General features: G+C 67.4%; 13 protein-coding genes. 7 read left to right on the forward strand and 6 right to left on the reverse strand.

Annotation, left to right across the window (positions count from 1 at the left end; genetic code table 11):
- Positions 1-256 precede the first annotated feature (256 nt).
- From ACFO0C_RS13645 to ACFO0C_RS13655, 3 genes are all read right to left on the reverse strand, one after another.
- Positions 257-1,783 (reverse strand): glycosyltransferase family 87 protein, encoded by a 1,527-nt coding sequence (locus tag ACFO0C_RS13645; RefSeq protein WP_378066965.1) that lies wholly within the window; start codon positions 1,781-1,783, stop codon positions 257-259.
- Positions 1,784-1,925: 142 nt separating this feature from the next.
- On the reverse strand, positions 1,926-4,313 hold the full coding sequence (locus ACFO0C_RS13650) for a transglycosylase domain-containing protein (protein WP_378066966.1): 2,388 nt from the start codon (positions 4,311-4,313) through the stop codon (positions 1,926-1,928).
- Positions 4,314-4,782: 469 nt separating this feature from the next.
- Positions 4,783-5,247: a DUF5318 domain-containing protein gene (locus ACFO0C_RS13655; protein ID WP_378066967.1), complete on the reverse strand. Its 465-nt coding sequence runs from the start codon at positions 5,245-5,247 to the stop codon at positions 4,783-4,785.
- 158 nt (positions 5,248-5,405) lie between these two features.
- Between ACFO0C_RS13655 and ACFO0C_RS13660 the strand changes: the two genes are divergently transcribed.
- From ACFO0C_RS13660 to ACFO0C_RS13675, 4 genes are all read left to right on the forward strand, one after another.
- Positions 5,406-6,011 carry a PadR family transcriptional regulator gene (locus ACFO0C_RS13660; RefSeq protein WP_378066968.1) on the forward strand — a complete coding sequence of 202 codons (606 nt, stop codon included), beginning with the start codon at positions 5,406-5,408 and terminating at the stop codon, positions 6,009-6,011.
- A 23-nt stretch (positions 6,012-6,034) separates the two neighbouring features.
- Complete coding sequence (locus tag ACFO0C_RS13665) at positions 6,035-7,114, forward strand: inositol-3-phosphate synthase (RefSeq protein WP_378066969.1); 1,080 nt, start codon at positions 6,035-6,037, stop codon at positions 7,112-7,114.
- 110 nt (positions 7,115-7,224) lie between these two features.
- Positions 7,225-7,350, forward strand: coding sequence for a hypothetical protein (locus ACFO0C_RS13670; RefSeq protein WP_378066970.1), 126 nt, complete (start codon positions 7,225-7,227; stop codon positions 7,348-7,350).
- 83 nt (positions 7,351-7,433) lie between these two features.
- On the forward strand, positions 7,434-7,970 hold the full coding sequence (locus ACFO0C_RS13675; RefSeq protein WP_378066971.1) for a ricin-type beta-trefoil lectin domain protein: 537 nt from the start codon (positions 7,434-7,436) through the stop codon (positions 7,968-7,970).
- 127 nt (positions 7,971-8,097) lie between these two features.
- Here ACFO0C_RS13675 and ACFO0C_RS13680 read toward each other — a convergent pair whose 3' ends face one another.
- Entirely contained in the window at positions 8,098-8,541 is a 444-nt protein-coding gene (locus ACFO0C_RS13680; protein ID WP_378066972.1) for a DUF2690 domain-containing protein, read from the reverse strand.
- A 300-nt stretch (positions 8,542-8,841) separates the two neighbouring features.
- Between ACFO0C_RS13680 and ACFO0C_RS13685 the strand changes: the two genes are divergently transcribed.
- Positions 8,842-9,432 carry a DUF6993 domain-containing protein gene (locus tag ACFO0C_RS13685; protein ID WP_378066973.1) on the forward strand — a complete coding sequence of 197 codons (591 nt, stop codon included), beginning with the start codon at positions 8,842-8,844 and terminating at the stop codon, positions 9,430-9,432.
- 1 nt (position 9,433) lies between these two features.
- Here the strand turns inward: ACFO0C_RS13685 and ACFO0C_RS13690 are convergent, their stop codons facing one another.
- Complete coding sequence (locus ACFO0C_RS13690) at positions 9,434-9,889, reverse strand: methylated-DNA--[protein]-cysteine S-methyltransferase (RefSeq protein ID WP_378066974.1); 456 nt, start codon at positions 9,887-9,889, stop codon at positions 9,434-9,436.
- A gap of 388 nt (positions 9,890-10,277) precedes the next feature.
- Positions 10,278-11,708 carry a CCA tRNA nucleotidyltransferase gene (locus tag ACFO0C_RS13695; protein WP_378066975.1) on the reverse strand — a complete coding sequence of 477 codons (1,431 nt, stop codon included), beginning with the start codon at positions 11,706-11,708 and terminating at the stop codon, positions 10,278-10,280.
- 58 nt (positions 11,709-11,766) lie between these two features.
- Here ACFO0C_RS13695 and ACFO0C_RS13700 point away from each other — a divergent pair, with 58 nt between their 5' ends.
- Positions 11,767-12,633 carry a hypothetical protein gene (locus ACFO0C_RS13700; RefSeq protein ID WP_378066976.1) on the forward strand — a complete coding sequence of 289 codons (867 nt, stop codon included), beginning with the start codon at positions 11,767-11,769 and terminating at the stop codon, positions 12,631-12,633.
- A 49-nt stretch (positions 12,634-12,682) separates the two neighbouring features.
- Positions 12,683-14,416 carry a murein biosynthesis integral membrane protein MurJ gene (murJ, locus tag ACFO0C_RS13705; protein ID WP_378066977.1) on the forward strand — a complete coding sequence of 578 codons (1,734 nt, stop codon included), beginning with the start codon at positions 12,683-12,685 and terminating at the stop codon, positions 14,414-14,416.
- The last annotated feature ends 68 nt before the right edge of the window (positions 14,417-14,484 follow it).

Consider the following 14,484-nt stretch of genomic DNA (forward strand, 5'->3'; position numbering starts at 1 on the left):
ATGCCGCCGGCCCTGACCGGCATTGCACCGGCCGATAGCCGCCACCGCCCGCGACCCCGATCAGCGATGCACTGACCGCAGCACCCGGCACCGATCACGGCTCCGGTGATGTCCGGCGACGATCACGGGTGCCGTGGTGTCCCTGCATCGGCCTGTCGGCCTTCACCCCGAGCCCCACCACCACCGGTGCGTAGCCGAGCCCGTGCCCGCACCAGGTTCCGAAACCGTCGGCCCCGCAGCAAACCCCGAAAGGTGTTCAGCTGGTCGGCACCGGCTCGGCCTTGTGGACGGGCGGGGGCGGCGGCGGGGGCAGAGCCTCGTCCGAGGGCCCCATCCCGAAGAGGCGCCGCAGACCGGTGATCCATGGATGCTCCGGCCCGTTCAGCGGACCGGCGTCCGGGTCGGCACCGTCGTAACTGACCCGGACCACGTCGAGCTCGGGCCGCCAGATCTCCCGCACCACCAGACCGCACAGCACGCCGACGGTGACCAGGCGCAGGGTGGAGGCGAGCACGAAGGTGCCCTCGGGGATGACCGCCGTGCCCCCGGCACCGATCAGCTCGGCGTAGAAGGCGGCGAGGTAGCCGATCTCGGCGATGGTCCAGGCGATGATCGCGCCCCACTTCGGCCGGGCCAGGACGACGAGCGGCAGGAGCCAGAGCACGTACTGCTGGGACCAGACCTTGCTGAAGATCAGGAACGCGGCGACGACGAGGAAAGCGAGCTGCGCCAGCCGCGGACGGCGCGGCGCGAGCAGGCCGAGCAGCATGATCGCCAGGCAGGAGAGGCCGAAGAGGGCGTACGACAGGTGGTTGAGCGTCGGCACGTGGTCGCTGAGCCACTGGAACGGGCCCTGGTCACCGGCCTGCCCGGAGTTCCACTTGCTGTCGATGTAACGCCCGATGTACCAGAACGTGCCCCAGTCGATCGGCCGCTCGTCGTTGAGGCGGAAGAACCGTAGCCAACTCTCATGCCACATGATCATGACTGGCAGGTTGACCAGGAGCCAGGTGACACCGGCGGCCACGAACGAGCTGACGAACGCCCATATCCGGCCGGTGCGCAGCGCCAGGATCAGGATCGGCCCGAGGATGAACACCGGCCACAGTTTGGCCGCCGCTCCCAGGCCGAAGAGCACGCCGGCCCACATCGGATACCGCTTCACCCACAGGTAGAGGCCGAGGGCGAAGAACCCGATCGCCAGGAAGTCCCAGTTGATCGTGGCGGTGACCAGGACGATCGGGGAGAGCGCGAAGATCGCCGCATCCCAGGGCCGGCGACGGCGCAACGCCAGGATGACGGCGACACTCATCACCGCGAGGATCGAGAGCACCAGGGCGTTGACGTTGTAGAACCAGCTGCCCTGGTTGATGTCGGGATGGCTCTGCCCGTACGAGTGCACCGGCAGGCCCAGCGCGCCCATGAAGTATCCGGTGACCACCGGATATTCGACCGGGTGATCGCGGTAGGGGACCTTGCCCTCGTTGAGCCCCTCGGCGAAGTAGAGGGCCAGCACATCGGTGTAGCAGTACCGCGTGTACTGGACGTTCTTCTGCCAGTTGCCGTCCATGCAGGGCGACTTCTGCACCCAGGAGAGCGCCAGCACGAGGCAGGCCAGCGCCATCACGATCCGCGGCGCGGTCCAGAACCGGCCGGGCCGGGCGTCCGGCCGGACGGCGTGGGCGCCGAGTGGCCCGCCGATGGCTTCGGAGAGTCCGCGCACGAAGCCGTCCGAGGTCGCGCTCGAGACGTCAGGCCGATCGGAGGGCGGTAGGGCGCTCATGTCTTGGCATCATGCCGCATCCATGGCCCGGAAAGGTGACCGGCCACGTCCGGCACACCGATCTTCATCAGACACACAGGTCATCGAAAGACGAAGCGGCGCCCATCTCCACGAGATGGACGCCGCTTCTCAGCGAAACTCGCTAATCGTCGTCGTTACCTGGGCCGTTGCCGGTATTACCAGCATTGCCCGTGTTGCCGGTGTTACCGGTATTGCCAGTGTTGCCGGTGTTCCCGGTGTTGCCGGTGTTATCCGTCTGGCAGAGGTTCGGGGCGATCTGGCAGAACGAGCTGTTGGGGTCCGGAGTGGTCGGCGCCTGCACGACCGGCCTCGTACCGTTGCCCTTGCTGTCGTCGCCGGTCTTGATGCGCTCCGGGAACTTCTCCTCGTCCCACTTCATCGCCTCGGCCGCGGTCTCGATGAACTCCTCCCAGATCGAGGCAGGAGTACCGGAGCCGAACATGTCGCTGGTGCCGTTCTTCTCCTTCAACGGAACGCGGTTTCCGGCACCGCCGACCCAGACCGTGGCGGCCAGCTGCGGGATGCCACCGACGAACCAGGCGTCACCACTCAGGCTGTCGTTGCCGACCTCGATCTCCCAGGTTCCACTCTTGCCGACCGACTCGTGGCCACTGATCGTCTTCCTGGCCCTCTCCGGGATCTTCTGCATCACCCCGAGCAGGTTGGACATCTGGTCGGCCTCGAAGACCCGCACGCCCTTCTGCCCAGCGGCGTAGAGGGTCTTCTCCTCACCGGTCTTGGGGTTGCGCTGCTTCACCTGGCTGATGAAGTGGGCGTCGTGCCGCACCCCACCGTTGACGAGGGTGGCCACACCTTGAGCGTGGTCGAGGGGAAGCACACGGAACTGGCCGAAGGCGACCTCGTTGCTGAAGTTCTTGTTCAGCGTGCTCTCACTGGCCTTCGCCAGGTCGATTTTCTTGTCCTCGTTGGTCCACAGGGTCCCGATGCCGGCGTCCTTGGCCGCCTCGATGATCTTGGCCGGGCTCAGCTCATCCGCGATCCAATAGAACGGGAAGTTGTACGACCTGACCGTCGCCGTCTCGAGATCGCAGAAGGTGCTCCGGCCGTCACAGATGGCGCCAGGTTCCTGACCAGCGTTGCTGATCTTCTGGCCGTTCGCCTTGAGCTTGGTCGCGTCCCAGACGGTGTCGAAGGAGTAACCCGCCTTGAGAGCAGCCGCGAGGGTATAGATCTTGAAGGACGAAGCCGGAGACTGACCGCCCTTGTCGGGAACACCGCTGCCGTCACCCGACATGTAGCCGCCGTAGTCGATGCCGTAAGGATCGTCTCCGCCGTAGTAGCCGAGCACCTCACCGCTCTTCGGATCGATACCGATCACCGCGGCCTGGTAGGTCTTCTTCTGCTTGTACATCGGCGAGGTCTTGCTCAGCCGGGAACCGGCCTTCTCCGCCGCCTCCTGGACCTTCGGGTTGATCGTGGTGGTGATCGTGTAGCCGCCCTGCTCGAGCATCTTGTCGCTGATGCCGAGCGTGTGCAGCTCGTTGATCACGTGTCGCTTGACCATGCCCACCGGCTTGTCAGCGGCGCTCTTCTTGTTGGTGCCCTTGATCGGCTCAGCGGTGGGGAACTTGCGGTTGTCCCACTGCTCCTGGGTGATCGCGCCCATCTTGAGCATGTTGCCGAGCGTGTACTCCCACCGCTTCTGGGATTCCACCTTGCTGGTCTCCGGGTCGTAACCCGGGTGGCTGTCGGTCGCGTACGGCTGCTTGATGATCGACGCCAGCACCGCGGCCTGGTAGACGGTGATCTCGTTCTTGGCGCCATGGATCACCGAGGCCTTGAAGTACCCCTGTGCCGCGGCTTCCGCGCCGTACTTACCCCGGCCGAGGTCGATGTAGTTCAGGTACATGCCGAGGATCTCGTCCTTGGAGTACTCCGACTCCAGCTTGCGGGCGATGACCGCCTCACGCAGCTTACGGCTGTAGCTGATGTCCTTCTCTTTGGCGACGTACCGCGCGTACTGCTGGGTGATGGTCGAAGCACCCTGCAGCTCACCACCGGTGAAGTTGTTCCAGGCGGCGCGGGCGATGCCCTTCAGGTCGATGCCGTTGTGGTCGCGGAAGTTCATGTCCTCCGCGGCGATGACGGCGTTCTGCATGTTGGGGCTCATCTGCTGGTACGGCACGTTGATCCGGGGCTCGCCGATCTTCTCCAGCACCGAGCCGTTGGACAGCAGGATCGTGTTCATCTGCGCCTCGGCCTGGGCCGGGGGTAGCTTGACGTCGTCGAAGAAGTAGGTGCCGCCGACGATGCCGACACCGAGCATGATGACCAGGACGGCAGCGGCCGCGGTCAGGATGTTGGCACGCCGGTACTTCTTGTCGGCCTTGCTGCGGCCCTTCTTGCCACCGCTGCCGCCGGAGCCACCCGATCCGCCGCCACCGCCGGGGCCGCCCGGCCCGCCGGGACCACCCGGCGACACCGAGGCACGGCCACCGACCGACGCGGCGCCGACGGAGGCGCGGCCACCGACCGAAGCCGACCCCACGGAGGCCGCCCCGACGGAGGCGCGGCCGCCGACTGGGGCGGAGCCCACCGAGGCGCGGCCGGGGGGCGCGGAACCCACGGAAGCTGAGCCCACCGACGCCCGGGCGGCCGGGGCAGAGCCCACCGACGCCCGCCCCGACGAGCCGGCGACCGAGGCCGCGCCGGATGGACGCCGGTAAGCGTCCGGTCCGGGCTTGGCCTGATTGCGTGGCTCGTCGTCAGGCGTGGAAGCAGCGGACGGCCCGGGTACCTGTACCCGGGCTCGTGCGGACTGCGGTTCGCCGTACGCGTTCATTCCCTCACACCTACCGGTCGCGGGGGCGCGGTCAGGTGGCCCGGACGAGCCGTCCCAACGCTGCGCCACGAGCGGGCGTTGTGGGCTGCGGTCCCGGCAGCCCCCATGTCATGTGTCTGCGATGACCGTTTTCCGGTCCCAAACTCGTACACGTTAGCGAGATCGATCCGGTTCATCACCGGGCCTCCCCGCCGTGTGACGACTGACCTGTCCGGTGGGGTCCCCCGCCACCGGACGAGACCATAACGTCGCCGTGCAACGTTTCTTCCGACGCGAGGCCGTCGCGGCCCAGAACGAACCTCTCGATCAAGTGGTTCCACGCGCAGGAGCGGCACACCTCGACGACGAAGACCTGAAACTCACGCAGCGTCATCGCCAGCACGGGCAGCTCGGCCAATTTCCGGGCCTGACCAGCGGACTGCTTGAGCTCGTCGCCATAGACGTAGTGCACCAGTGTCAGGTTGTCCCGGCGGCAGATCGGGCACCTCTCGTCGGTCGGCTCGCCATGGAAAGTTGCGGCGTTTCTCAAGTAAGGAGACGCGTCACACACTTCGAGCGTGCCGATCCGGCCGTTTTTGACGTCACGCAGGACTGCCCGCCTCTGTAGCGAGTAGTCGACTATCTGCCGCTGCGTGCGCATGGCGAAGAGAGTACGCGGTCCCCGCTCCCACGGCGACCGCCATCACTCAGCGTGGCGTGGCGACTGCACAGGGGGCCGGAGTTGCGGACCCGAGCGGGCCGATCTACGGTTGCGATGTATCGAGCCGATACATCGGGACACAGTTCGAGGGAGGGCCAGTGCTGGAATTGGCGATCCTCGGTCTCCTCCAGGAGGCCCCGATGCACGGTTACGAGCTCCGGAAGGAGCTCGCCACCAAACTCGGCACGCTCCGCGCCGCGATCAGCTACGGCACTCTTTACCCCACTCTGAAGCGGCTGAAGCTCGCCGGCTGGATCAGTGAGGCAGAGGCCAACAGCGACATCATTCCCCCGATGACCAGCAAGCGGGGACGGGTTGTCTACAAGATCACCGCGGAGGGCAAGGAGCACTTCGCCGACCTGCTCACCCAGACCGGCCCGGAGACCTACGACGACGCCGGCTTCGGGGTGCACTTCACCTTCTTCTCCCGCACCGACCGCGCCACCCGGCTCCGCATCCTGGAGGGCCGCCGCCGGCGCATCGAGGAGCGCCGTGAGGGGCTGCGCGAGATCCTTGCCCGGGCCGCCGACCGTCTGGACGCCTACACCCTGGAGCTTCAACGCCACGGTCTGGAGGCGTGCGAGCGCGAGGTGCGCTGGCTCGAAGAACTGATCACGAACGAACGCTCGGGTCGTACCCCTGCTTTCCGTAATCGCACGGAGAGCACCCCTGAACCACCGCGTCCGCACCTGGACCGGCCGTGATGAACAACAAGGAGGCAAACGCGATGGGTTCCGTCCGCGTCGCCATCGTCGGTGTGGGTAACTGCGCCTCGTCCCTCGTGCAGGGCGTGGAGTACTACAAGAACGCCGACCCCAACGACCGCGTTCCGGGTCTCATGCACGTGACCTTCGGCGACTATCACGTATCCGACGTGAAGTTCGTCGCGGCGTTCGATGTGGACGCCAAGAAGGTCGGCATGGACCTCAGCGAGGCGATCGTCGCCAGCGAGAACAACACGATCAAGCTGACCGACGTGCCGCCGACCGGTGTCACCGTGCTGCGCGGCCCGACCTTCGACGGTCTGGGCACCTACTACCGCGAGATCATCGAGGAGTCGACGGCCGAGCCGGTCGACGTCGTGCAGGCTCTGAAGGACGCCGAGGTCGACGTCCTGGTCTCCTACCTCCCGGTGGGCTCCGAGCAGGCCGACAAGTTCTACGCGCAGGCAGCGATCGACGCCGGCGTCGCGTTCGTGAACGCGCTGCCCGTCTTCATCGCCTCCGACCCGGAGTGGGCGCAGAAGTTCACCGACGCGGGCGTGCCGATCGTCGGTGACGACATCAAGAGCCAGGTCGGCGCCACCATCGTGCACCGGGCGCTGGCGAAGCTGTTCGAGGACCGCGGTGTCGAGCTGCTCCGCACGTACCAGCTGAACTTCGGCGGCAACATGGACTTCATGAACATGCTGGAGCGCAACCGCCTGGTCTCGAAGAAGATCTCGAAGACCCAGTCGGTGACCTCCCAGATCCCGCACGAGATGAGCAAGAGCGACGTGCACATCGGCCCGTCCGACCACGTGCCGTGGCTCGACGACCGCAAGTGGGCGTACATCCGCCTGGAGGGTCGTTCATTCGGTGACACCCCGCTGAACGCGGAGCTCAAGCTCGAGGTGTGGGACTCGCCGAACTCGGCCGGCGTGATCATCGACGCGGTCCGCGCCGCCAAGATCGCCAAGGACCGCGGCATCGGCGGCCCGATCCTGTCGGCGTCCTCCTACTTCATGAAGTCCCCGCCCGTGCAGTACAGCGACCACGACGCCCACGCGGCCGTCGAGGCGTTCATCGCGGGCGAGATCGAGCGCTGATCTCGGCACGGGGCGGTTCGTCCAGTTCCATGCCCCAGGAAAGCGGTGCCCACTGGACCCGACGCGACCGGAAGGCTTGCGGGACCGGGCGGTACCGGTAGGGATTGTTGGTGACCGCGATCGACGGCACGGTGTTCGACCTGACGAGCACGGCAGCGATCGCGGTGACCTCTTCTTTGAACGTGATCCGGCGTGCGGCGGCGACGATGACGCCCCCCGCACCGATGCGCGCATGATCCCCGGGACCACCAAAACGACGGAGGTCTGATAAATTCGCCGCACTCAATGCCGCTCTCTTCGGGGAGCGACATCTGTTTGCGTGCAGAAAAACGGGGATGAAATGCGCAAATCGAAAATCGGGGCGCTCGTGCTCAGCGTCCTGGCCGGCGCTCTGGCAATGCCAAGCCCGGCGTCCGCCGCGTCGGTGCAGTCGTTCCGCAGCGTCGGCCTTGGCCTCGGTAACTACGTCTACCTGACGACCGCGGGCCTGAACCAGCCGGTCGGTCTGTACCCGGGCTCGTCGACATGGATGATGACCTGGACGGTCGAGAACAAAGGCACCGTCAACGGTCACTCCATGGTGAAACTGGTCGATGACGAGAACCGCTGCCTGGACAGCAACGGCTCGGGCGTGGGCGGGCATCCGTACGTGAGGGCTTGTAACGCCGGCGACTACCAGCTGTGGGAGGTCTTCCACCCCGCCGATCACTCGGGCTGGGTGGTCTTCAAGAGCCGTGGCGCGTTCACGAAGCAGGGTGGCAAGCACCTGTGCATCCACTCGGGCACCAGCTCGGTCAACGATAACGTGACCCTGCAGACCTGCAACACGAACGCCGCTTACCAGCAGTGGGCCTGATCTGAGATCAACGAACGGGGGCGAGTGGTCGTCGACCACTCGCCCCCGTTCGTTTCTCCCGAGTCCGCCGCCGCAGCCCGACCACCGGTGGCCGGGCTGCTAGTGCGATACGCGACCCGAGATCAGGTCAGTACTTGGCGGTACAGACCTGCTTCGTCCGCACCTCTGACTCGCCGTCACGGTAGGTGTTGTAGATGCAGGCCCTGGATTCGTAACCCGCGTCGTTGAGCATCAGGCTCCAGTTGTCGCCCCACGCCGAGTCGATCTTCGCGCCACCGACCTTGAACCTCTGCACCTCGACCGTCCAGTAGTGGTTCGTCCCGCTGGGAGCGGTAGTGGCGGTGTTCTTGGCCCAGGCGGTACGGCACGAAGGGCTGTACCGGAGCGCGATGTTCGTGTTGGTCTTCTTGGTGACCGCATCCTGGTAGCAGCGGGTCGCGACGCCCGGCGCCGGTCCGGCATACGTCCAGATGAAGTACTGCGGGTCCTCGAAGTCGCACTTCGAGCCGCAGCCGCTCGCGGCGAGCGCCGGCGAGGCCGGGCTGACGACCACGAGGCCGAGGACGGCCATCAGGCCGATCATCGCGCCGGCAATGACCACTCTGAACCTGGTGGCAGCCGCGCGGAAATTGTTTCCCACTACTGACATTGCACTTTCCCCCGTTTGTGTTTCCGTTCACATCGGATACCGATTCACCCGACGGCGCACCAATTGATGGTGATGAATACGCGTAGATGGAGTGAGGCCTTCGACGCCTTTCCGCGCCATCGGGATCTGCGAAGCACGAGCATAAAGCACATCGATCGATCTGTGTGTCCCGTGCGTCCGCTACCGTTGCTCCTCATGCACCCAGATCGATACCTTCCGGCGATGGCACTCGCACTACTCCTGCCCGCTTGTGCCGCTCCCGGCGAGCGCCCGGCAACGGCAGAGCCGGCGCCGATCACCGCCTCCCGGTCGCCGGCGGTCGACACCCTGCCGTGCACCAGGGCAAAAGCCGAGCCAGGACGTACGCCCACCGCCGCAGACGTGGCCACGCCGCGCAGTCCCGGCCCCCTGCCCCGCCCCTCGGACGAATACCTCGACGAGGAGTACCGCGGGGAGATGTTGCGCCGCCAGATGGAGGCGAACGACGCCTATCGGGAGCGGCGGCCACTTCCCGAGACCGCCCTCCCCGGCGCCGTCCGGTGTGCCGTCAAGGCAGAAGACGCGTTGAAGCCGCTGTACGAGAAGAAGGTGTTCGACGAGAAGGCTGTCAAGAAGGCCCTGGCCGCAGCCGGCCTACCCGACTCGGCGGTCGAGAAGCCAGCGAGCCGTGACCGCGCTCCGCACGACGGCGTGATCATCGCCGCGTGGACCGGCCAGGCCTGCATCGTCGGCTATCTGAGCCCCGGATACGGCGCACACGTCGAGTACGGGAGCACGATCGCCGACGGCGGCTGTCTCCCCGCACGCGACTGACTCAGCCCCACGCCCGTTGCAGGGCGACCGCGGCCTCCAGCTCCAGCAGGATGCGTTTGCGGTCGAGCCCGCCGCCGAAGCCGACCATCTTGTTGCCGGCGCCGACCACCCGGTGACACGGGACGATCACCGGGATCGGGTTGCGGTTGCAGGCGGTGCCGACCGCACGCGCCGCACCAGGATCGCCGAGCGCGGTGGCGATCGCCCCGTAGGTGATCGTCTCGCCATAGGGGACGCGGGCGATCTCCGCCCAGACGGCCCGCTCGAACTCCGAACCACCGCGCATCTCGAACGGCACCGTGAAATCGGTCAGTTCCCCGCCGAAGTACGCGCGCAACTGCTCCGCCGCGGGATGGTCGGTGGACGGACCGGGCCGGGCGGCGAAACGCACACCCACCACTGCCGGGCCGTCGACGACGAGACCGAGCGGACCGAGCGGTGACTCGATGACGAACATGGGTTCAAGTCTGCCTCGAACCATCCGGCTGTGAAGATGCAAAGATCTGGATCCCCCATGCGTCATGCAGGGCGGAGGTGACCGGCGAAACAGTCACTCGAAGACGAGTTCACCGCGTTCGTCGCGGACCGCGGGCAGTCCCTGCTCCGGATCGCGCACGCTTTGACGGGGGATCGGAACGCCGCCATCAGGGCGTGCACTCTCGCTTTGGTCATGGCGGTGGCCGCGCCCTACGCCGTGTTGCGGGACACCCGGAGCGCCCCGGAACCCCCGGCACAGAAGCCGACCACGGTGTCCTCGAACAGCAGCGACGAGCCACGGGACAGGCCATCGGGACGATCACGGTGCCGGAGGCCTTCACCAACCGGAGGGTGGGCGTGGGCGTGCCCTAGGCGATGTGGCCCTGCTCGCGGGCCCACTTGAGGAGCTCCGCCTCGGCCTCGTCGCGATCCAGCGGTCCCCGGTCGAGCCGCAGCTCCTTCAGGTGCCGCCAGGCCGCACCGACGATCGGGCCCGGCGGGACACCGAGCAGCTCCATGATCGCGTTGCCGTCCAGGTCGGGGCGGACCTTTGCCAGGTCCTCCTCGGCCGCGATCCGGTCGATCCGGTCCTCGAGCGCGTCGTAGTCGGCGGCGAGCTGGGCGGCCTTGCGCCGGTTGCGGGTCGTGACGTCGGAACGGGTCAGCTTGTGCAGCCGGGCCAGGAGCGGACCGGCGTCGGTCACGTAGCGGCGCACCGCCGAATCGGTCCACTCGCCCCGGCCGTACCCATAGAAACGCAGGTGGAGGGCGACCAGCCCGACCACCTCGGAGGTCACGTCCTTGGGGTATTTCATGGCCTTCATGCGCTGCTTGGTGAGCCGCGCGCCGACCACCTCGTGGTGGTGGAAGCTGACCCGGCCGTCGCGGCCGACCGCCTTGGTGGCGGGTTTGCCGATGTCGTGCATGAGGGCGGCCATCCGGAGTGCGAAGTCCGGGCCCTCGTCGCCCTCGAGCCGCATCGCGTTGCTGACCACGATCAGCGTGTGCTCGTAGACGTCCTTGTGCTGAGCGTGCTCGTCGATCTCCAGCTTGAGCCCGGAGATCTCCGGCAGGAAGCGGTCGGCGAGCCCGGTGTCGACCAGCAGGCGCAGGCCGGCGAGCGGGTCGGCGCCGGACATCAGCTTGGTGAACTCGTCCCGGATCCGCTCCGCGGTGATCCGATCGAGATCGGAGGCCATGTCCCGCATAGCCGAGATGACCGACTCGTCCACTGTGAAACGGAGCTTCGCCGCGAACCGGGCGGCCCGCAGCATCCGAAGTGGATCATCACCGAACGAGATCGACGGCGCCGCCGGTGTCCTGATCACCCGTGCCGCGAGGTCACGCAGGCCACCGAACGGGTCGGTGAACTCGTGCCCCGGCACCGACACGGCCATCGCGTTGATGGTGAAGTCACGCCGGGACAGGTCGTCGGCGAGCGACGTACCGTAGGACACCACCGGATTGCGCGTCACCCCGTCATAGGCCTCGGCCCGATACGTGGTGATCTCGATCCGCAGACCGTTCTTCTGGATGCCGATCGTGCCGAACTCGCGCCCGGTCTCCCAGATCGCGTCGGCCCACCCGCTCACCGCGGCGAGGGTCTGCTCGGGCCGGGCGTCGGTGCAGAAGTCGAGGTCGTCGCCGAGCGTGCCGAGCAGGGCGTCACGGACCGAGCCCCCGACCAGGTGCAGCTCGTGGCCGGCGTCGGCGAACCTCCGCCCGAGCTCGTCGGCGACGGGGGACACGCGGAGCAACTCGGCTACCGCTTTCTGCTGGGCGTCGTTCAACACAGACATGGGGTCACCAGGATATCGGCCGTGGCACGAAGAGTTGTCGCCGGGCAGGATGGGCGGCATGCCGGTTCCCGAGGCCTTGCGCCGTTTGTCCCAGGACCCCGACTTCTGGACCGGTCAGGTGACCGAGAGCGCCGAGCTGCACATCTCCTTCCCCGTGGTGGGCGGCTACTCGCTGACTCTAGATATCGATCTTCCGAGCGGCGACCGATATCTGGGGTTACGCCGGCCCGCGTCGAGCGAGCCGGTGTCGCTGGGCTGGGCGCCCGCCGACGGCCCCTTCCCGGCCTCGCTGCACTGGTGGGAGCTGGAGTCCTTCGCCCGGGTGATCGCCCTAGCCGACCCGATGCTGCCGCATCCGGGGCTGGTGGTGGCGCTGCTGTCACCGTTCGCTCCGGCCGGTGAGGACGACGACGCGGCCGGGATCGCCGCGGTGCGCGAGGCCGCGTACCGGTCGCTGCGCCGGGAGGTCCCGGCCGCCGCGCCCTCCGGGCCCGAGCAGACCCCGCTACCGCTCTTCGCCGGCGAGCAATGGTGGCCGGCGCCTCCGACGCCGTCACCGCAGGTCCTCGACGAGGCCGCGATCGCGGAGCTGAGCGCACCGGCCCGGGCGCGGCTCCAGGTCCGCGTGGGCGAGCGGTTCCCCCATGAGGACCTAGCCGATCTGGTACGCCGTACCGCCGCCTTTCTCACACTGCTGCCACAGCACGGTACCTATGCGGGAACCCGTCCCCTGGCCAGGCGCATCGCCGACTCGGGCGACCTGGCCGAGATACCCGATCTGCTCGGGGCCCTGACCGAGGCCGGCTGCGATCATCCGACCGTGCTGGATGCGCTGAGTGAGCCTCTGGTTCCGCTGGAGGCATGCTGGATGGTGGAGACCCTGGCCGGAGCGGAACCCGGCACCCTCCTACGTCACCACGTGTGAGTTTTGCCTTTATGGTGGCTCCATCATCGGCAGGGTTCTGGAGGCTTTGGTGAACGGCGGCCTGTACCGCAGCACGCACGCGGCGCCGGATGGTCGGCCTCCGGCACAGGACGGCGTGACGGTCGTCTCCATCGAGGAGCCGGGGCCGGAGCAGGCCGGGCAGAGCGACGGCAGCGGCAGCACGGCCGGCCAGAGCGCGATCATGGCAATCGGCAGCCTGGTCAGCCGGGTGATCGGGTTCGTCCGTAACGCGCTGATCGGCATGGTCCTCGGCGAGGCGGTCGGTGACGCCTACACCGGTGCCCAGTTCCTGCCGGGTCAGATCTACGAGCTGCTGCTCGGCGGCATCCTGTCCAGCGTGCTGATCCCGCTGCTGGTCCGGCGGCGCAAGGCCGACCAGGACGGTGGGCAGGAGTTCACCCAGCGGCTGCTGTCGTTCGCCGTGGTCATGCTCGGCCTGGCGACTGTCCTGGTGGTGCTGGCCGCACCGCTGATCACGGCGATCCAGACCAGCGGCGACAAGACCACACCGGCCTTCCGTGACCTGGTCACGAACTTCTCGTACCTGATCCTGCCGATCATCTTCTTCACCGGCGTGTCGGCGCTGATCGGCGCGGTGCTCAACGTTCGCGGCCACTTCGCCGCACCGATGTGGGCCCCGATCCTCAACAACATCGTGGTGATCGCGGTGTGCGGGGTGTTCCTGCTGGTCTTCGGCACCGACAAGGACCTGACCGCGGAGAACATCAGCGTCGCCGAGCTGACCCTGATCGGCGCCGGCACCCTGCTCGGCATGGTGGTCCAGGCGATCGGCCTGCTCCCGGCCCTGCGCAAGGTCGGTTTCCGCTGGGCGTGGCGCTGGGCCCCGCGGCAGCTCGGGCTCCGCGAGATCGGCGGCCTGGCCGGCTGGATGCTCTGCTACGTCGGCGCCAACCAGATCGCCGTGTTCGCGCTGGTCCGTGCTCTGAACAGTGCCGGCAGCGAGGACAACCCGGGCGCTCTGGCCTTCAACAACGTCTTCCTGCTGATGATGATGGCGCACGGGATCATCGGTGTCTCGGTGATCACCGCGCTGCTACCGAAGATGAGCGCGGCCGCCGCCGAGGGCCGGCTCTCCGAGGTCAGCGACGACCTGAGCCGCGGCATCAAGCTGGTGTCCGCGGCGCTGGCCCCGATCGTGGTGGCCTACGCCGTGCTGGGTGGGCCGATCGCCGTCTTCCTCTTCTCCGGCGGCCGCATCACCAACGCCGACGCGCTGGACATGGGAACGGTCCTGACCGTCGCCGCGTTCGCCGTGCTCCCGCTGTCGATCAGCTTCCTCTGCACCAACGTCTTCTACGCGATGCAGGGCAACAAGACGGCCGCGCTGATCAACCTGCCGGTGGTGGCGGTCCGGATCACCGGTTACTTCGTGCTCGCCGCGGTCCTCGACGCGTCGCTGACGGCAGCCGGGATGACGGCCGCCAACGGCATCTCCTACCTGCTGTCGGCGCTGATCTCGCTGGCCGTCCTGCGGCGCCGGATCGGCCGGCTGAACCTGGGCTCGGTGGTCGCCTCGCTGCTGCGGGTGGCGGTCGCCGCCGCGGTCGCCGCCGGGCTGGCGGTGCTGGTGACCCGGCTGCTCCCGGGCTCGGGCGAGCCGGACGGCCGGATCGAGGCCATCGTGCAGATCGCGGTCGGGGGTGCGGTGATCCTGGTCGCCTACATCGGCACGGCCCTGCTCCTGCGCGTCGGCGAGGTGAGCCAGGTGGTCGGGATGGTGCGACGCAAGATCGGTCGCTGACCCCCGGATAACCATCCTGAATAGGTGATTTCGGACTGATCAGACACCGATTCGCCCGGTTCGCGTCC

The organism is Actinoplanes subglobosus, from assembly GCF_042650585.1.
GTDB lineage: Bacteria > Actinomycetota > Actinomycetes > Mycobacteriales > Micromonosporaceae > Actinoplanes > Actinoplanes subglobosus.